The sequence below is a fragment of the Duganella paludis genome, assembly GCF_054461335.1.
Genome location: NZ_CM136922.1, coordinates 2,075,211 through 2,093,247 on the forward strand (window position 1 = coordinate 2,075,211; position 18,037 = coordinate 2,093,247).

Annotated in this window: 18 protein-coding genes; 9 read left to right on the forward strand and 9 right to left on the reverse strand. The window is 61.9% G+C overall.

Going from position 1 to position 18,037, the window contains the following annotated elements:
• Nucleotides 1-13: 13 nt before the first annotated feature.
• From ACXZ1M_RS09350 to mpl, 5 genes are read right to left on the reverse strand one after another with little or no spacing between them, the layout of a single operon-like run.
• Nucleotides 14-721, reverse strand: a complete 708-nt coding sequence (locus ACXZ1M_RS09350) for a DUF6445 family protein (protein ID WP_459052893.1) — start codon at nt 719-721, stop codon at nt 14-16.
• Nucleotides 721-2,766 (reverse strand): ribonuclease catalytic domain-containing protein, encoded by a 2,046-nt coding sequence (locus ACXZ1M_RS09355; RefSeq protein ID WP_459052894.1) that lies wholly within the window; start codon nt 2,764-2,766, stop codon nt 721-723. Before ACXZ1M_RS09355 ends, ACXZ1M_RS09350 begins: the two co-directional genes overlap by 1 nt.
• Nucleotides 2,763-3,356: a chorismate--pyruvate lyase family protein gene (locus ACXZ1M_RS09360; RefSeq protein WP_459052895.1), complete on the reverse strand. Its 594-nt coding sequence runs from the start codon at nt 3,354-3,356 to the stop codon at nt 2,763-2,765. The genes ACXZ1M_RS09355 and ACXZ1M_RS09360 overlap by 4 nt, the downstream gene beginning before the upstream one ends.
• The gene (locus ACXZ1M_RS09365) at nt 3,353-3,931 is read right to left on the reverse strand and encodes a YqiA/YcfP family alpha/beta fold hydrolase (RefSeq protein ID WP_459052896.1); all 579 of its coding nucleotides are present in this window, start codon (nt 3,929-3,931) and stop codon (nt 3,353-3,355) included. The genes ACXZ1M_RS09360 and ACXZ1M_RS09365 overlap by 4 nt, the downstream gene beginning before the upstream one ends.
• The gene (gene mpl / locus ACXZ1M_RS09370) at nt 3,931-5,295 is read right to left on the reverse strand and encodes a UDP-N-acetylmuramate:L-alanyl-gamma-D-glutamyl-meso-diaminopimelate ligase (RefSeq protein WP_459052897.1); all 1,365 of its coding nucleotides are present in this window, start codon (nt 5,293-5,295) and stop codon (nt 3,931-3,933) included. The genes ACXZ1M_RS09365 and mpl overlap by 1 nt, the downstream gene beginning before the upstream one ends.
• Before the next feature lie 175 nt (nt 5,296-5,470).
• On the opposite strand from mpl, the gene ACXZ1M_RS09375 reads away from it, so the two are divergent.
• The 8 genes from ACXZ1M_RS09375 to ACXZ1M_RS09410 all read left to right on the forward strand — a co-directional run bounded on the left by ACXZ1M_RS09375 (nt 5,471) and on the right by ACXZ1M_RS09410 (nt 12,677).
• Nucleotides 5,471-6,112 (forward strand): hypothetical protein, encoded by a 642-nt coding sequence (locus tag ACXZ1M_RS09375; protein ID WP_459052898.1) that lies wholly within the window; start codon nt 5,471-5,473, stop codon nt 6,110-6,112.
• Entirely contained in the window at nt 6,109-6,657 is a 549-nt protein-coding gene (locus tag ACXZ1M_RS09380; RefSeq protein WP_459052899.1) for a TlpA family protein disulfide reductase, read from the forward strand. The genes ACXZ1M_RS09375 and ACXZ1M_RS09380 overlap by 4 nt, the downstream gene beginning before the upstream one ends.
• 84 nt (nt 6,658-6,741) lie before the next feature.
• Nucleotides 6,742-7,179: a type II 3-dehydroquinate dehydratase gene (gene aroQ, locus ACXZ1M_RS09385; RefSeq protein WP_373988965.1), complete on the forward strand. Its 438-nt coding sequence runs from the start codon at nt 6,742-6,744 to the stop codon at nt 7,177-7,179.
• A gap of 55 nt (nt 7,180-7,234) precedes the next feature.
• Nucleotides 7,235-7,699 (forward strand): acetyl-CoA carboxylase biotin carboxyl carrier protein, encoded by a 465-nt coding sequence (gene accB / locus ACXZ1M_RS09390; RefSeq protein WP_459052900.1) that lies wholly within the window; start codon nt 7,235-7,237, stop codon nt 7,697-7,699.
• A 120-nt stretch (nt 7,700-7,819) separates the two neighbouring features.
• Nucleotides 7,820-9,199, forward strand: a complete 1,380-nt coding sequence (accC, locus tag ACXZ1M_RS09395; RefSeq protein WP_373988967.1) for an acetyl-CoA carboxylase biotin carboxylase subunit — start codon at nt 7,820-7,822, stop codon at nt 9,197-9,199.
• A 4-nt stretch (nt 9,200-9,203) separates the two neighbouring features.
• Nucleotides 9,204-10,136: a 50S ribosomal protein L11 methyltransferase gene (gene prmA, locus ACXZ1M_RS09400; protein WP_459052901.1), complete on the forward strand. Its 933-nt coding sequence runs from the start codon at nt 9,204-9,206 to the stop codon at nt 10,134-10,136.
• Between the two features lie 9 nt (nt 10,137-10,145).
• Nucleotides 10,146-11,729: a DUF3426 domain-containing protein gene (locus tag ACXZ1M_RS09405; RefSeq protein ID WP_459052902.1), complete on the forward strand. Its 1,584-nt coding sequence runs from the start codon at nt 10,146-10,148 to the stop codon at nt 11,727-11,729.
• 9 nt (nt 11,730-11,738) lie between these two features.
• Nucleotides 11,739-12,677 carry a carbohydrate kinase family protein gene (locus ACXZ1M_RS09410; RefSeq protein ID WP_459052903.1) on the forward strand — a complete coding sequence of 313 codons (939 nt, stop codon included), beginning with the start codon at nt 11,739-11,741 and terminating at the stop codon, nt 12,675-12,677.
• Between the two features lie 64 nt (nt 12,678-12,741).
• Here the strand turns inward: ACXZ1M_RS09410 and ACXZ1M_RS09415 are convergent, their stop codons facing one another.
• The 3 genes from ACXZ1M_RS09415 to ACXZ1M_RS09425 form a co-directional block, all read right to left on the reverse strand.
• Complete coding sequence (locus tag ACXZ1M_RS09415) at nt 12,742-13,272, reverse strand: YggT family protein (protein ID WP_459052904.1); 531 nt, start codon at nt 13,270-13,272, stop codon at nt 12,742-12,744.
• Between the two features lie 83 nt (nt 13,273-13,355).
• The gene (locus ACXZ1M_RS09420) at nt 13,356-14,399 is read right to left on the reverse strand and encodes a transcriptional regulator (RefSeq protein ID WP_459052905.1); all 1,044 of its coding nucleotides are present in this window, start codon (nt 14,397-14,399) and stop codon (nt 13,356-13,358) included.
• 1,130 nt (nt 14,400-15,529) lie between these two features.
• Complete coding sequence (locus ACXZ1M_RS09425) at nt 15,530-16,555, reverse strand: PDDEXK nuclease domain-containing protein (RefSeq protein ID WP_459052906.1); 1,026 nt, start codon at nt 16,553-16,555, stop codon at nt 15,530-15,532.
• Between the two features lie 139 nt (nt 16,556-16,694).
• On the opposite strand from ACXZ1M_RS09425, the gene ACXZ1M_RS09430 reads away from it, so the two are divergent.
• Nucleotides 16,695-16,823 (forward strand): hypothetical protein, encoded by a 129-nt coding sequence (locus ACXZ1M_RS09430; RefSeq protein WP_459052907.1) that lies wholly within the window; start codon nt 16,695-16,697, stop codon nt 16,821-16,823.
• A 57-nt stretch (nt 16,824-16,880) separates the two neighbouring features.
• On the opposite strand, the gene ACXZ1M_RS09435 is transcribed toward ACXZ1M_RS09430, so the two are convergent.
• The gene (locus tag ACXZ1M_RS09435) at nt 16,881-17,993 is read right to left on the reverse strand and encodes a ribonucleotide-diphosphate reductase subunit beta (protein WP_459052908.1); all 1,113 of its coding nucleotides are present in this window, start codon (nt 17,991-17,993) and stop codon (nt 16,881-16,883) included.
• Nucleotides 17,994-18,037: the final 44 nt, after the last annotated feature.

Genomic DNA, 18,037 nt, shown 5'->3' on the forward strand with positions numbered 1-18,037 from the left:
TTTACCACGCTCATCAGGCGGCGTTGCGGCGCAGGTTGAAGAAGGCGTTGACGGTCAGCCGTCCGGTCCGCACGTCATCGCGCAGCAGTTCGGGGCTGTGGATGTCGGCGCTGTGCAGCACCGTGCCATGGTAGAAGATGGCGCGGTTAAAGGCCGGCTGCGCCGTGTAGATCTTTTCGAAGTAGCGGTCGGAAGCCACGGCGTAGCCCTCGCCGGCACCGGTCAACTCGCTAAACGCCTGGCGATCCATGACGCCCGATTGCAACACCATGTGGGTGAATTCGTCCTCGGAACAGGTTTGCCGGAAGAATCCGGTGCCGCCCAGCCGCTGGTCCTCGAACAGGTACAGCACCATGGCGCCGGTGCCTTCGCGGTTGGGCTGGGGCACGGTGTCGCGGTGGCAGACGCGCTGCAGATTCTGCAGATGCGGCGGTTGCAGCGTAGCCAACGCCAGCCGCGTGGCCAGCATATTGGTGCGGCGCGCACCCAGCGGTTTGCGCACGTGCTCGACCACGAACTGGTCGAAGGCTTGCGTCATCTCCGGCGTCAGGTTCAGTTCCGGACCGGGGAAGTAGTTGTGGTCGGCATCGGTGAAATCCGCGCGCGAACGGCCGGCCAGTTCGACCATCTTGTGCGGTTCCAGCAGCAAGTCGTCGACGATGACCAGTTTCTCTTCGCCGTACAAGGGTACGACGCTGATCTTGGCGCGAGGATTGAACATCAGGCGGCCGGCGGCGCGTCTGCGGGAGCGTCTGCCGAAGCTTCGGCCGTGTTTTCCTCGGCGGCCTCGGGATCGTTGGCGTCGGCAGCGGGAATGGCCTCCTCTTCCTCGTAGTCCAGCTCGGCGTCGCCGTCGACCGTGACCGTGGTCGGGATTTCCAGCAAGCGCGCTTCGATGCTCAGGTCGATCTCATCCCAACGCAGGATGTCGATCTTGACCTGGGCGCCGCGCGCCACCGACGGCATGCCCGGCAGGCGGATGATGAGCGGAATATCGACCAGGCGCAGCACCTCGTCCTTGAGCACCACGGCTTCCACCTGGCGCGCATTTTCCTGGCCCAGCCAGCGCAGGCACCAGTAGCGTTCCATATTGGCCTGGTGGTCGGCGTAAGCGCCATAGGCGGCGTCGAATTGCGAGACGATGGCGAACAGGCCGGCGTCCTTGTGCTTGAAGTGGGCCACCAGCGGCGCCATCACGCCTTTTTCGGCGCAGGCCAGGATCTGCCATTGATTGACCAGGTCGGTGTAGCGGCGCAGCGGCGAGGTGCTCCACGCGTACTGATCGACGCCCAGGCCTTCGTGCGGCGCCGCATGGGTCAGCATGCGCACTTGCATCTTGGCGTTCCAGCCGCCGACGCCACGGCCCTGGCTGCGGTAGATGCCCGGCACGCCGTTGTCGTGCATCATCTTGCCCCAGGTGCTGTTGGCGAAGATCATCAGCTCGGCGACGATCTTGTCCAGCGGCGCACCACGCTTGCGGCGCGACACCGTGACCACGTCGTCTTCCACGTAGAAGTTGAAGTCCACGCGGTTGTTCTGTTCCGGCTTGAGGCCGAACGCTTCGCGCTTGACCATGCGCGCCGCTTCCAGCACTTGCGCCCATTTCCAGATCAGGCACAGGTCGTCCTTGTGCGGATAATCGCCCTCGCCGCTGGCCAGGGTTTCCTCGTTGACCAGGTCGTCCAGGTCGTTGTGGCGCAGGTTGTGGGCGATCGGCACCATCTCGGCGCGCGTTTCGCTGGAAATCACCGACCAGTCGGCCGGGTTCAGCGTGGCGTACAGCGACAGCGCCGGGCAGGTCTTGCCCTCGGCCAGGGTGAACGCTTCCACGATGGAATCCGGCAGCATGGTGATCTTATCGCCCGGCATGTAGACGGTGGACATGCGCGCGCGCGCCATCTTATCGACCGCGTCGTCCGGCTTGATGCCCAGGCCCGGCGCGGCGATGTGGATGCCGATCTTGACGTTGCCGTCGGCCAGATGGGCGACCGAGAAGGCATCGTCGATCTCGGTGGTGGTCACGTCGTCGATGGAGAAGGCCTTGACGTCCGCCAACGGCAGGTTGGTCGGCGGCACCGGCACCGGCACGTCCGGGAAGCCGGAACCTTTCGGGAAATTCTCGAACAGGAACTTGGCCATGTGCAGGGACTTCGGCGATTGCACGCCGCCCACCGCCAGCATCAGGCGCTGCGGATTGGTGTGCAGCTCGTTGCAGGCCGCTTCCAGCGCCTTGTATTCAATGGAGTTCTTGTCCGGCTTGAACAGCAGCTGCATGACGATGTTGCGCATCGATTCCGGCAGCTGGTTGGCTTTCAGTTCTTCCACATAGCCGGCCTGCACCAGCGCCTGCTGTTTCTTTTTCTCGATGCCGGCCAGCGCGGCGCGCAACGATTGCTCGGGCGCCGCCTTGTAGCGGCCCCGGCCTTTTTTATAGAAGTAGACCGGCGACGAATGCAGGCTCAGGATCAGCCCGGCCGCTTCGGCCGGTTGCGGCGCATGGCCGAAATACTCCGCGCCCAGCTCGGCAAAGCCGAACTCTTCCTCGCCCGCGACTTCCCACAGGAATTCGAGGTCGATCTCGGCGGAGATGGCCTTGGCCTGCTCCATGAGCTCGCCCGGCGACGGCTTCTCGAACTGCAGCAGCACGTCCTTAGTCTTGACCTTGGTGCGCTTGCCGCTGGCCATCTCGACTTGATAGGCCTCGCCTGCCTGCGTCATCACACTGCCGACCTTGAAATCGCCGGATTCTTCAAAAAATACATTCATCGTGGTTTTATACTCGTTTTAATCAGTTCCAGGACGGCGGGTAGAAACACTTCCGTCACCAGCAGGGTACCTTGCCTGCGCTGATATAGACAGCGCCGCGCATACAATATGTGCTCATCCGGAGCGGACGCCCCCAGCGCCGCGCGTGCGCGCCGGGCCAGGGGATGTCCATCCCTTAATCTTGCAAATTCCAAAACACCGCGCCGCACCAGCGGATCGCCGAACAGCGTGGAGCCCAGCGAACGCTCGCCCAGGGCGCTGAACAGCGGCCAATCGGCGGCGGTGGCCGCCATCGGCACCACCGTGTGCGCAAACACCGCAGGCGTATTATCACATCTCAGCAGCACTTCCCTTTCCCAGACGCGGCCGGGACGGTGCATGCCGATCGCCACCGCCTCGTCGCTCAGGCAGATCGCCGTGCGCTGGTGCAGGCACTGCACGCGGAAGCTGTCGCTGTGCGCTTTAAGGCGCGCGGTCAGCGAACCGTCCTCGGTCAGCCACGGCGCATAGCCCGGCGGCGCGTTCAATGCCAGCACGTGCGGCTGCCACTGCGCCTGCCGCAGCGAGGCGCCGCGCGGCCGCGCGCTCAAGCCCGCGCCTCGACGCCGCAGAACGCCAGCACCGCATCCAGGTAGTCGGGGAATTCGGAAATCGCGTGGTCGCTGCCTTCAATCACGTGCTGGCGCGCGCCCTGGTAGTGGGCCACCATGTCGCGGTAGTCGAGCACTTCGTCGCCGGTGGCGGCGATCAGGAAGTAGCGCTCGGGACGGGTGATGCGGTCCACCGCCAGCGCGCGCAGCTCGTCTATATATTCACGCTTGAATTCGAACGGCTCGTCGGAATGGAATTGCGTGGTGACGCCGACGTGCTTGTCCAGGTCTTGCAGCGGCACGATGGCCGGATTCAGCAGCACGGCGCGGCAGCCGATGCGCTCGGCCAGCCAGGTGGCGTAATAGCCGCCCAGCGAGGAGCCGACGATGCTAAGTTCTTGCGCCGGCATGCCCTCTATTAAAGAGAGCGCCAGTTCCATGGCCGCCTTCGGCGAGGCCGGCAATTGCGGACAGATCAATTGATCGGCCAGGCCCTGCGCCGCCATGCGCTCGCCGACCAGGCGCGCCTTCATGGATTTCGGCGAGGAGCGGAAGCCGTGCAGGTACAAAATCATCAGGCCAGCGCTTTCAGGATCTTGTCGTGGATGCCGCCGAAGCCGCCGTTGCTCATCACGATGATCTGGTCGCCCGGCTGCGCGGCCTTGGCGATGGCGGCCACCAGCGTGTCGATATCTTCATAGGCGCTGGCGCGTTCGCCCAGCGGCGACAGCGCAGCGCCCACGCTCCAGCCCAGGGTTTTCTCGACGCCGTAGCCGAACACCAGGTCGGCCTCGGCCAGGCTGCCGGGCAGCGCATCCTTCATCGCGCCCAGCTTCATGGTGTTGGAGCGCGGCTCCAGCACGGCCAGGATGCGGCCGCTCTTGCCGATTTTCTGGCGCAGGCCGCCGACCGTGGTGGCGATGGCGGTTGGATGGTGGGCGAAGTCGTCGAACACGGTGATGTTGTTGACCACGCCGCGCACTTCCATGCGGCGTTTGACGTTTTCGAACGTGGCCAGCGACTTGGCGGCCTGCGCCACCGGCACGCCGACGTGGCGGGCGGCGGCGATCGCGGCCAGCGCGTTGGCGCGGTTGTGCTTGCCGGTCAGCGACCATTCGACGCGGCCGGCCGTTTCACCCTTGAAGATGACGTCGAAGCTGCCGTCGTCGTGTTCGTTCAGCGTCCAGTCGGTGCCCGCGCTGCGGCCGAAGCTTTCCTTCTCGCTCCAGCAGCCGCGCTTCAATACGCGCTGCAGCGGCTCCTCGTCGCCATTGAAGATGACGCGGCCGATGCCCGGCACGGTGCGCACCAGGTGATGGAATTGGGTTTCAATAGCGCCCAGATCGGGGAAGATGTCGGCGTGATCGTATTCCAGGTTGTTGAGGATGGCGGTCTTGGCGTGGTAGTGCACGAACTTGCTGCGCTTGTCGAAGAAGGCGGTGTCGTATTCGTCCGCTTCGATGACGAAGAAGATCGAATCCTTGTCACCCTGCATGCGCGCAGAGACGCCGAAGTTCATCGGCACGCCGCCGATCAGGAAGCCGGGCGCGTAGCCGGCGTCTTCCAGGATCCAGGTCAGCATGGCCGAGGTGGTGGTCTTGCCGTGCGTGCCGGCCACGGCCAGCACCCATTTGTCTTTTAATATATGGTCGCCGATCCACTGCGGGCCCGAGACGAAGGGCAGGCCGCGATTCATGATTTCCTCGATCAGCGGATTGCCGCGCGTGACAACGTTGCCAATCACATACAGATCCGGATTCAGCGCGGTCTGTTCCGGACCGAAGCCCTGGATCAGTTCGATGCCTTGCGCTTCGAGCTGGGTGCTCATCGGTGGATAAACATTGGCGTCGCAACCGGTGACGCGGTGGCCCGCTTCTTTCGCCAGCACTGCCAGGCCGCCCATGAAGGTGCCGCAAATACCGAGGATATGAATGTGCATAAGTTAAAAAGACGACGTTGGGATACTCCGTCATTCCCGCGAACGCGGGAATCCATGGAACGCTGACCAAGATACTCAGCATGGACTCCCGCCTGCGCGGGAGTGACGCGCTGACTGAATACGGGATTTTACCCGACCCGACGCGCTTTTCCCGGTTCAGAGTATTATCTCGTCCATGACGCCGAATGTTAACGAGGAACTCCAGCTACTGCGTGCCGAGATCGCGGCGGCGGCCGCTCGCCTGATCACCGAAGACGGCGCCGACTACAACACGGCCAAGCGCAAGGCGGCCCGGCAAATCCTCGGCGACACCCAGCCGCCGCTCAACCTGCTGCCGGACAACGCGCAGATCGAGGCGGAAGTCCGCATCTACCAATCGCTGTTCCACGCCGACACCCAGCCGGCCCGCCTGTTCCGCCTGCGCACCCTGGCGGTCGACATCATGGAAGGCTTGCAGGCTTTCCATCCCTACCTGACCGGCGCTGTATTAAATGGCACGGCCGGCCCGCACGACGACATCCACCTGCAGCTGTTTGCCGACAGCGCCAAGGAGGTGGAGATCTTCCTGCTCAACCGGAATTTGCAAATCGACATCTCGGAAACGCCGCACTTCAAGGGGCCGCGTCACGGCATGGTCGAAACGGTCAGTTTCATGTGGCACAAGGAAGGCGTGCATGCCGCCTTGTATGAACTGGACGACCTGCGCGGTGCGGTAAAATCGCGCGGCGACGGCAAACTGGCCCGCGCCGATATCGCCGCCGTGCGCGCCCTCTTAGTTAACAGTACTCACCCCAGCACTCACCCACCTTCGCCATGAACAAAAAACATCTCGCCGCTTACGCTGTTGTCGCCTTGCTATTTGCCGCTTCCGGCGCCTATGTCGGCATGCAAACCAAGGAACAGGCGCCGCCGCTGACGGCCACCCAGCCGCCCGGCGTGACCGGCCCGGTGGACGAACTGTTCAAGCAAAGCATGCCGGACGCCAAGGGCGTCGCCACCCCGCTGGCCCAATATAAAGGCAAGGCCATGCTGGTGAATTTCTGGGCGCCGTGGTGCGGCCCATGCGTGCAGGAAATGCCGGAACTGTCGGCGCTGGCGTCCGGAGAAGAGGGCAAGAAGCTGCAAGTTATCGGTATTGGTATCGATTCGCCAACAAATATCGCGGAATTTAGCAACAAATACAAGATTAGCTACCCGGTGCTGGTGGCCGGCATGAGCGGCACCGAACTGTCGCGCCAGTTCGGCAACAGCGGTGGCGGCCTGCCCTACACGGTGCTGATCGGCGCCGATGGCCAGGTCAAGAAGACCTACCTCGGCCGACTGAAATTTGACGAGCTGCGCAAAGATTTGGCAACTCTGTAAGCCGTCGCACAAGTTTTTTTCTCTTGCCAAATGTCCGTAGTTGGCGTCAAAATGCGGATCTTTCGCGGAGAAGGCTCAAGAATCATGGCAAAAAACCTCCTACTGCTCAACGGCCCCAACCTGAATTTATTGGGGACGCGGGAGCCCGAGGTCTACGGCGCTAGCACTTTGGCCGACATCGAACACGCTGCCCAGGCCCAAGCCCAGGCAGCGGGTGCGAACTTGTCCTGCTTTCAGAGTAATCACGAAGGTGCGCTGATTGATCGCATCCATGCCGCCAGGTCGGAAGGCGTGGACGCCATCGTCATCAATCCGGGTGGCCTGACCCATACCAGCGTCGCCCTGCGCGACGCGCTGGCAGGGGTGGCCATTCCGTTTGTGGAAGTGCACATTTCGAATATTTACCAACGCGAGTCGTTTCGCCACCACTCATTCCTGAGCGCGATCGCAATAGGCACCATCTGCGGACTGGGTATCGAAGGATATCGGTTTGCCATCGACTTCGCCCTTAAAAAGCGATAACCTACGCGATCTGCGCGCATTTTAATTACACAAACAAGACATTCCTGGGGGTTACATGGATCTACGCAAGCTGAAGACCTTGATTGATTTGGTCGCAGAATCGGACATCGCCGAACTCGAAGTGACCGAGGGCGAAAGCAAAGTTCGCATCGTCAAATCGTCCGCACTGCCGCAAAACCAAATGGTCATGATGCAGCCGCAAATTCCTCAGTACCATGCCGCACCCGCAGGCGCGCCAGTCGCTGCCGCACCAGCCGCCGCGCCGGTGGCCGCCGCCGAGCCGACCGGCCATATCGTCAAGTCGCCGATGGTCGGCACCTTCTACCGTTCGTCGGCGCCAGGCGCTGCCGCGTTTGTCGAAGTGGGCGCTGTGGTCAAGGAAGGCGATACCCTGTGCATCATCGAAGCGATGAAGCTGCTGAACGAAATCGATGCCGACAAATCCGGCACCATCACCCAGATCCTGGTCGAGAACGGCCAACCGGTCGAATTCGGCCAACCGCTGTTTGTGATCGGCTAAGATCGGCCAGCGCCCTCCCCTTCGGCGACGGGCGCGCCATCTTGGTCCGCTTTCCTCCTCACCTGACGCAGCCATAGAAGAGTAGTCCTTCTCGGCGCCCACAGACATAGCGAACCTATCATGTTTGAAAAAATCCTTATCGCCAACCGTGGCGAAATCGCCCTCCGTATCCAGCGCGCTTGCCGCGAACTGGGCATCAAGACGGTTGTGGTCCACTCGGAAGCAGACAAAGACGCCAAGTACGTGAAACTGGCCGACGAGTCGGTATGTATCGGCCCGGCGCCGTCGTCGCTCAGCTATCTGAACATGCCGGCCATCATCAGCGCGGCCGAAGTGACGGACGCCGAAGCGATCCACCCTGGCTACGGCTTCCTGTCGGAAAACGCCGACTTCGCCGAGCGCGTGGAAAAATCGGGCTTCGTGTTCATCGGCCCGCGTTCGGAATCGATCCGCCTGATGGGCGACAAGGTGACCGCCAAGCAGACCATGATCAAGGCCGGCGTGCCTTGCGTGCCGGGCTCGGAAGGCGCGTTGCCGGATGATCCGAAAGCCATCGTGCAGATCGCCCGCAAGGTCGGCTACCCGGTGATTATTAAAGCAGCCGGCGGCGGCGGCGGTCGCGGCATGCGCGTGGTGCATACCGAAGCGGCGCTGATCAACGCGGTGCAGATGACCAAGACCGAAGCCGGCACGGCCTTCGGCAATCCGGAAGTCTATATGGAGAAGTACCTGGAAAATCCACGCCACGTGGAAATCCAGATCCTCGCCGACGAACACAAAAACGCCGTCTGGCTGGGCGAACGCGATTGCTCGATGCAGCGCCGCCACCAGAAGGTGATCGAGGAAGCGCCGGCGCCCGGCATTCCACGCAAGCTGATTGAAAAAGTCGGCGAACGCTGCGCCGAAGCCTGCCGCAAGATCGGCTATCGCGGCGCCGGCACGTTCGAATTCCTGTACGAGAACGGCGAGTTCTACTTCATCGAAATGAACACCCGCGTGCAGGTCGAACACCCGGTCACCGAAATGATCACCGGCATCGACATCGTGCAGGAACAGATCCGCATCGCCGCCGGCGAGAAGCTGCGCTTCCGCCAGCGCGACGTGATGCTGTCCGGCCACGCCATCGAGTGCCGCATCAACGCCGAAGACGCGTTCAAGTTCACGCCGTCGCCAGGCCGCATCACTTCCTGGCACGTGCCAGGCGGTCCCGGCGTGCGCGTCGACTCGCACGCGTATGCGGGTTATTATGTGCCACCACACTACGATTCGATGATCGGCAAGGTCATTACCTACGGCGCCACCCGCGAGCAGGCGATCCGCCGCATGCAGATCGCGCTGTCGGAAATGGTCGTCGAAGGCATTTCGACCAACATCCCGCTGCACCGCGAGCTGATGGTCGACGCCCGTTTCATCGAAGGCGGCACCAACATTCACTATCTGGAACAGAAGCTGGCAGACATGCCTGACTTGCACAAACTGAGCCTGAGCAACAAAGGTTAAAAAAATGAGCTGGACTGAAATCGTCATCGAAATCGCGCGTGACCACGCCGAAGCCCTCTCCGAGGCGCTGATGGATGTGGGCGCCCTGTCGGTGTCCGTGGAAGACGCGGATGAAGGCACGGACGCGGAAAAACCGCTGTTCGGCGAGCCGGGCATGGAGCCCACCGAAGCGGCCTGGGATCATAGCCGCGTGGTGGCCCTGACCGACGAGGATGACGACCAGGCCGTGATCGTTGCGGCCGCAGCCGGCCAGATCGGCCTGACCACCCTGCCGAAGTTCACCACCCGCAAGGTGGAGGAACAGGACTGGGTGCGCCTGACCCAATCGCAGTTCGCGCCTATTCCGATCGGCAAGAACATCTGGGTGGTGCCGTCGTGGCACGAAGCGCCGAATCCGGACGCGCTGATCCTGGAGCTGGACCCTGGCCTGGCTTTCGGCACCGGCAGCCATCCGACCACCCGTTTGTGCATGGAGTGGCTGGAAGCTAATCCGGCACCGGGCAAGACTGTGCTCGACTATGGCTGCGGTTCCGGCATCCTGGCCATGGTGGCCAAGAAGGTTGGCGCCGGTGAAGTGGTCGGCGTGGACATCGATCCGCAAGCGATCGAATCGGCTGCCGACAACGCCCAGCGCAACCACTGCGAGATCGACTTCTTCCTGCCGGATACCTTCGCCGAGTCGAAGCATGCCACGCAGCGTTTCGACATCGTGGTGGCGAACATCCTGTCCAGCCCATTGAAGCTGATGGCGCCGATGCTGTCCGGCCGCGTGGCCGACGGCGGCGCGCTGATCCTGTCCGGCGTGCTGGCGCGCCAGGCGGAAGAAGTGGCGGCCGCTTACGCGCCGTTCATCAAGCTCGGCGTGTGGGCGGAGCAAGAAGGCTGGGTGGCGTTGCACGGCCGCCTGGGCAGCGACACCGTTCCGGCTGCGCGTTAATCCTAGTAAATGGCGCTCGCCACTAAATGCCCCCACTGCAACACGGTATTTCGGGTCGCTCATGACCAGTTGAAATTACGTGGGGGCATAGTGCGCTGTGGCTCCTGCAATGAAGTCTTTGACGGCAACGCCGCGCTCCTGGAGCCGGCCGCCGCCCTCGCCCCGACCATTCCCTTCGACCAGAAAATGGCCGCGCTCGATACCCGCGCGGCTGAAGTGCTGAGCATGGACGATGCCGAGCCGGTGCTGGAGCTCGACGATGTGCTGGACGAACCGCTGGACGAGGCAGTGAGCGAATCGGTGCCTGAACCGGTGATCGAAGCGTCGCCAGAAGCGCTGGACGCCGCGCCGGCCGAGCCGTTCGCCGAATCGTCGGCCGCACAGCTGGAGGAACCGCTTGCCGCACTGCCGGACGAACCTCCGGCCGGGGCCGCGCCGCCGCCAGAGTTACCTCTGCCTCCCGCTCCCGCGCCGGCCGACAACAGCACCCTGTTCGACCTCGATCTCGACATCGAATCCGAGCCCGACCTGGAAGCCAGCAGCGAGCCGGACGTGCGCGCCGCGCCGCTGGAAGACATCCTGAACGCCGACGCCATGAGCGACGACGATCTGGAAGCCGCGCTCGAAGCCGAACTCTCCGCCATGGAACTGACCCTGGCCGACGTCCCGCACGACACCGACGGCCTGCCGGCCTCGGAAGACGCCTACGCCGACATGTCGGGCGGCCGCATCGAGCCGACCTGGGGCGAGCCGCCGTTGGACGACGAACCGCAAGCCGGCGCCGGTCCCCGTCTCGGCACCGCCTTCGCGGCCGCCGCCGACGCGGTCTTCTCCGCCGAACAAGACGACGCACAGTTGGAGCCCGAAGCGGAGCCCGAGCCCGCACCGGCGCCCGCCCGCCCGCTGCGCGACGACGAACTCGATGAAGTCGACGAAGAAGCCCTGGTGCAGCTATCGACCGGCGGCCTGTCGCAAGTCCAGGCCGAGCGCGCCCACGCCTACCTGCACGCCGAATCGGCCGACGACGCCATCGCCGCCACCGAAGAAGCCTACGAAGAACACGCCGCGCCCGAAGAACCGGGCTTCGTCAAACGCGACCGCCTGCGCCGTAAGTACGGCAAAGCCACCACCATCGCCATGAGCCTCGGCTCGGTGCTGCTGGTGGGCGCGCTGCTGGCCCAAGCAGTGACCACCTTCCGCAACTCGCTGGCCGCCGCCGTTCCGGCGCTGAAGCCGACGCTCACCGCCGCGTGTAAAACGCTGGGCTGCAAAATCGAACTGCCGACGCAGATCGACGACCTCACTATCGAACAGGGCGAACTGCAAACCCTGAGCGACACCACCTTCTCGTTCACCACCCTGCTGCGCAACCAGAGCGGCAGCGCGCAGGCCTGGCCGTCGATCGAACTGATGCTCGACGACGCCAACGACAAACGCATCCTGCGCCGCGTCTTCACGCCGCGCGACTACCTGAACGCCGACGTCGCGCTCGACAAAGGTTTTACCCCGCACAGCGAACAAGCCGTTAAACTCTACTTCGAGCTTCACGACCTGAAAGCATCCGGCTATCACATCGCAGTCTTCTACCCATAAAGAACTATCATGACCCAGACCACTCTGATTTGCGGCTCGATCGCCATCGACACCATCCTGCAATTCCCGAACCGTTTCGACAGCATCCTGCTGCCGGACCAGCTGCACAAGGTGAACGTCTCGTTCCTGGCGCCGACCATGCGCACGGAATTCGGCGGCTGCGCGCCGAACATCGCCTACAACCTGCAGATGCTGGGCGGCGCACCGCGCATCGTCGGCGTCATGGGCCAGGACAACCAGGCCTACATGGAGCGCTTCCGCAAACTGGGTCTGGCCACCGACAACATCCTGATCAAGTCGGAAGCCTACAATGCCCAGTGCTTCGTCACGGCCGACCAGGACAACAACCAGATCAACGCCTTCCACCCTGGCGCCATGTCGTACGCGCACGAGAACGAAGTGGCCAAGGCTGGTCCTGCGCGCCTGGCGATCATCTCGCCGGACGGCCACCTGGGCATGAAGAAGCACGCCGCCGACCTGGCCGACCTGCAGATCCCGTTCATCTTCGATCCGGGCCAGCAGCTGCCGATGTTCAATGGTGAAGAGCTGATCGAATTCATCGACAAAGCCACCTACGTCACCACCAACGACTACGAAATCGAATTGCTGATCGAGCGCACCGGCCTGACGCTGGCGGAAATCGCCGGCCGCGTGGAAGCGCTGGTGGTCACGCGTGGCGAGCAGGGTTCGGAGATTCACACCAAGGGACAGCGCATCGACATCCCGGCGGTGAAAGTGGAAGCGGCGCTGGACCCGACCGGTTGCGGCGACGCCTACCGCGCCGGCCTGCTGTTCGGCATCACCAATGGCTGGAGCTGGGAGACCACGGGTCGCCTGGCCAGCCTGCTGGGCGCGATCAAGATCGCCCACAAAGGCGCGCAGAACCACCGCTTCACGGCCGCCGAAATCGCCGACCAGTTCGAAGCCGCCTTCGGCTACCGCTTCTAAGCAAAAAAAAAGCCCTGTGCGCTGAGGTGCTCAAGATCGCCTCACGACCACAGGGCTTTGTTCATTAGCGACCGGTAAAGGCCATGCCCAGCAGGAGCTGGGCAATCTGCAGCAGGATCAACGCCACCAGCAGCGACAGATCCAGATTCCCCACCAGCGGCACCACGCGGCGGATCGGCCGCAGGATAGGCTCGTTCAGCGCGCGCACGAACGGCGCCAGCGGCGCGTGCGGATTCACCCAGCTGAAGATAGCTTCGATCACCAGCAAGGCCATGAAGCCATATAAGATCCATTCCAGGAAGCGCTGGAACGCCATCAGCAGCACGGCCGGCCACGGCCAGCCGGCGAAGAACAGGATCGAGGTGGCCGCCAGCACAATCAGGAAGGCGCCGATCAGGCTCGCCCAATCATACCCGCCCACGCCCGGCACAATGCGGCGCAAGGGGCGCACCAGCCAGTCCGACAGTTGGAACGTGAACTGCGCCACCGACGATGGCGGCCGCACGCGGATCGCCTGCATCCAGAAACGCAGCAGCAAGGCGCTGCCCAACAAGACGGCGATAGCGTCGACAATCAACTTAAGAATACTCAGCACGAATCCCCCTCCAATAAAAAAGCCGCTGTGTGATTGTCTCACACAGCGGCCATTGCCTCAGCAGGCTTCTAAGCGTTTAAGACTTAGGAAGGGCGGGTGCTGGTTGGGAACGGCCATGCGGCAGCCGGAGCCAGTACGGTTTTAGCTGCTGGCGCGGCGGCTGGAGCTGCTGGAGCTGCGGCTGCTGGTTTAGCGGCTTCCTTCTTTGGAGCGGCTTTTTTAGGAGCTGCTTTTTTTGCTGCTGGCTTGGCGGCTGGCGCGGCGGCTACTGGAGCTGCTGCCGGAGCTGCGGCGGCCGGAGCGGCTGCTGGCTTGGCGGCGACTTTTTTGGCAGCTGGTTTAGCTGCCTTAGCCGGCTTTTTTGCTGCTGGCTTAGCCGCAACCTTTGCAGCCGGTTTGGCTGCTGCTTTTACTGCTGGTTTTTTGGCAGCGACTTTGGCGGCTGGCTTGGCGGCTGCTTTAGGAGCGGCTTTAGGGGCTGCTTTTTTAGCTGCTGGCTTGGCGGCTGCTTTCGGCGCGGCTTTCTTGGCTGCTGGCTTGGCGGCTGCTTTTTTAGCGGCTGGCTTGGCTGCTGGTTTGGCGGCTGCTTTTTTCGCTACTGGCTTGGCGGCTGCTTTAGGAGCGGCTTTTTTAGCTGCTGGCTTGGCGGCTGCTTTTTTCGCTACTGGCTTGGCGGCTGCTTTAGGAGCGGCTTTTTTGGCTGCTGGTTTGGCGGCGACTTTTTTCGCTGCTGGCTTGGCTGCTGCCTTGGCGACGACTTTTTTCGCTGCTGGTTTAGCGGCTGCTTTTTTCACTGCTGGCTTGGCAGCTGCTTTTTTCACGGCTGGTTTAGCTGCTGGCTTGGCCACTGCTTTTTTCACAGCTGGTTTGGCTGCTGGCTTGGCGGCTGCTTTTTTCACAGCTGGTTTAGCGGCTGGCTTGGCAGCTGCTTTTTTCACTGCAGGCTTGGCTGCTGGTTTAGCGGCAGCTTTTTTCACTGCTGGTTTGGCGGCTGCTTTAGCGGCTACTGGTTTTTTTGCTGGTGCGGCAGCTTTTTTGGCTGCTGGTTTTTTTGCGGCGGTTGCCATGTTTAGTTCTCCTTCATCGGGGATGGGAAAAATTCGTTTACAAGATTTAAACCCGTCCAACCCGGGATTGGGCCAGGCGAATTATTCATCGGCGCAAACTGAAGCGGTTTGCGCTAATGAATTCGGCACTAGCTGAACTGCTGCATCTCCTCACGAGTGCAGCGCTTCAGCCATCGATCCACCCGCCCTCCAAAGCTGGAGCGGCGTGCGGATACAAATCTTGTCGCGACGTTTTGCGGTGGTCCGGGCGTGTCCTCAGCTCCTGTAACCTGCGTCGCAGCCACGTCGCGCGTTTCGTTTTCAAACAAAAAACCGCCCGGCCTGAATCGAATCAAGCAAGACGGTTGAATAAAAACGACGACGTGGTCTTGTGCATATGGTGTGAATCAGTTCCCGTATCGATCATCACTGCGCGGTGCGAACTGCAATTCGTAATTCAATTTCGCACTTTTTAAAACACGCATTTTCAAGTTCGTAAAGTACACGAAAACCTTGTCGGTGCGCAACCGGCACGTTAGATATTCGCGCGCTTTTTTTCGTCTTACGCTCGCTATCTAACGTACGCATCGCGATTCGGCGTGTCCGCCTACGTCGCCGCGCGCTCATCACGCGCGCTCAATCGGGTTCGGGAAGTGCCGCGCGCATCGCGCCGGAAAAATCGCACTTCAAAGTAAGCCTTATGCCGCCTGGGTTTCTTCGACGCCGACCAAACCGGTCTGGAAATCGCATCGCCCGCTTCCGAATCCGAGAGCGCTTGCGCATCGTTCGCGCGTCGCAGCCACTCGCTGTTTTTAATTCGTCGCGATTATGAGACAGAGTAAGACGAATAGCAAGCGGAATACAGCGGTGCGCTCCATCGCGTTCGCGCTTGGTCGAACATGATCGCGCGTGATCGCGCGCGCGACGGCGATGAAGCGGCGCCGGCGGCGCGATGTAAATCGGCGTTAAGGCCTGCGGTTACAGGCGGCGTTTGAAATGCGGCGAGCGCGCCGACATGCTCGTCGCGTTCGCGTTGAGGATGACTGCGGAGTCATGGCGAACGCCGAGCATGGCGGCGAGATCGCGCGGCGCATCGCCGTCGATGCATGCGCGCTTGATGGCTACAGACGTCAGCGCTGCGATTGTTTTCGCTATGGGATTCGGGAGATTGCATCATGCTGCGCTATCAGCGGCAGTCATTAGCCGAGCAGTCAGCGCGTCAGCCGACGACGCGCCAACCGTTCACGCGCTTCCGCTAGCGCGGTGCGCAGCTGACGTTCCAGCTCCGCCTTGGGCGGAAGTTCGGTCCAGTATTCGGCGACGGTGATACCGTCGCGATGCATCTGCAGCAGCTCGACCTGCTCGCGGCTCGACTCCGCGCACAAGATCAAACCGATGGGTGCCTCCTCGCCGGGTTCGCGTTCATGACGGTCCAGCCATTTGAGGTAGAGCTCCATCTGCCCTTTGTGCGCGGCCTTGAAGCGTCCGAGCTTGAGCTCTATCGCCACCAGCCGGCGCAGGCGCCGATGGAAGAACAGCAGGTCGAGGTAGAAGTCCTCGCCATCGATAATCATCCGCTTCTTCCGCTCGACGAAAGCGAAGCCCCTGCCCAGCTCCAGAATAAACGCCTTCAGCTGAAGCAGGATCGCGCTTTCCAGATCCGACTCGTCGTACCCTTGGCGCAAGCCGAGGAAGTCCAGGAAGTAGGGATCCTTGAAGATCGCCTCGGGTTCCGCCTCCGGCGATGCCGGCTCTTCCGGACTGGCGATCCGACTGCGCTCGTAGCTTTTGCGATCAATCTGCCGACGCAGCTCCCGCACGCTCCAGCCATCGGTCACACTCTGCTGAGCGTAATAAGCGCGGGCCGCCGGATTCTTTACCGTAATGAGGAGGACAAAGTGGCTCCAACTCAATTGGCGCGACAGTGTCGCGCCAATTTCTTGGTAGGAAAAGGTCTGCGAAAATTGCACCATGCGCCGCAAATTACGGAACTCGAATCCTCTACCAAACTCCGCCGACAACTTCACACCTAAATACTGCATCAATTGCGCGCCATACTGCGCGCGCTCGCCGCCCAGCACTTCGACCGACAAGCGCCGTCCGATCGACCAATACAACTGGCTAAGCTCGGCATTGACCGCCTTGACCGCGCGCTGGCGGCTGGATGAAATCAGCGTGCGCAATTCCCCATGCAGGACATCGACGTCCTGCGCAATCATTAGATCCGTATTGTTCATGACCGTTCTCCCTGTTGAGAAACAGAGTTCACTCTTCTTTTCACGCTATGTATTGAGGTAGATTAAAGAGACGAGCGGCTGCAAATTTAACGAGTAAGCTCGTAGCCATCAAGCATCTATGCCCGCACTAGGAGGCAATATGTTTGACTTTATGATGGCGACACAGGCGGGGAGCGTGAAGCAATTGGCGCAGGGGGTGCCTGTGCGGACGGCGACCATCCAGGCCATCGTCCGCACGGTCGGCGTCAACCGGAACCGGCTGGCATGAAAAAAGCCATGTGGCCGGTCGGGCGCACATGGCTTTCTGGGGAGGGGCTGGGGAGGATTAGTCCCAGTTCAGCGCGCCGCCGGTCTGGTATTCGATGACGCGGGTCTCGAAGAAGTTGCGTTCCTTCTTCAAGTCGATCATTTCGCTCATCCATGGGAATGGATTCTCTTCCTGGTCGAACATCGCTTCCAGGCCGATCTGGGTGGCACGGCGGTTGGCGATGAAGCGCAGGTAGCCTTTGAACATGGCTGCGTTCAGGCCCAGCACGCCGCGCGGCATGGTGTCTTCGGCGTAGGCGTACTCCAGTTCCACCGCTTTCAGGAACAGCTGCTTGATCTCTTCCTTGAAGGCCGGGGTCCACAGCAGCGGATTTTCCATCTTGATGGTGTTGATCAGGTCGATGCCGAAGTTGCAGTGCATCGATTCGTCGCGCAGGATGTACTGGTACTGCTCGGCGGCGCCCATCATCTTGTTCTGGCGGCCCAGCGCCAGAATCTGGGTGAAGCCGACGTAGAAGAACAGGCCTTCCATCAGGCAGGCGAACACGATCAGCGACTTGAGCAGTTTCTGGTCGTTTTCGATGGTGCCGGTGGTGAAGGCCGGGTCGGTCAGGGTGTCGATGAACGGGATCAGGAACTCGTCCTTGTCGCGGATCGACTTCACTTCGTTGTAGGCGTTGAAGATCTCCTGCTCGTCCAGGCCCAGCGATTCAACGATGTACTGGTAGGCGTGGGTGTGGATCGCTTCCTCGAACGCCTGGCGCAGCAGGTACTGGCGGCATTCCGGCGCCGTGATGTGGCGGTAGGTGCCCAGCACGATGTTGTTGGCGGCCAGCGAGTCGGCGGTGACGAAGAAGCCGAGGTTGCGCTTGACCAGGCGACGCTCGTCGTCGGTCAGGCCGTTCGGGTTCTTCCACAGCTCGATGTCGCGCTGCATGTTCACTTCCTGCGGCATCCAGTGGTTGGCGCAGCCGGCCAGGTATTTGTCCCAGGCCCATTTGTACTTGAACGGCACCAGCTGGTTGACGTCGGTTTTACCGTTGATGATGCGTTTGTCGTCGGCGTTCACGCGCAGGGCGACTTGTTCGGCGCTGCCCTCGGAGGTGGCCAGCGCGGCTTGATTGACTGCTTGATTGGCCGGTGCGGCCTCTTCGTCCCAGGACAGCGACATAGTTAGTTCCTTCTATATATATGTGGTTCCGCGCCGCCGCTGCT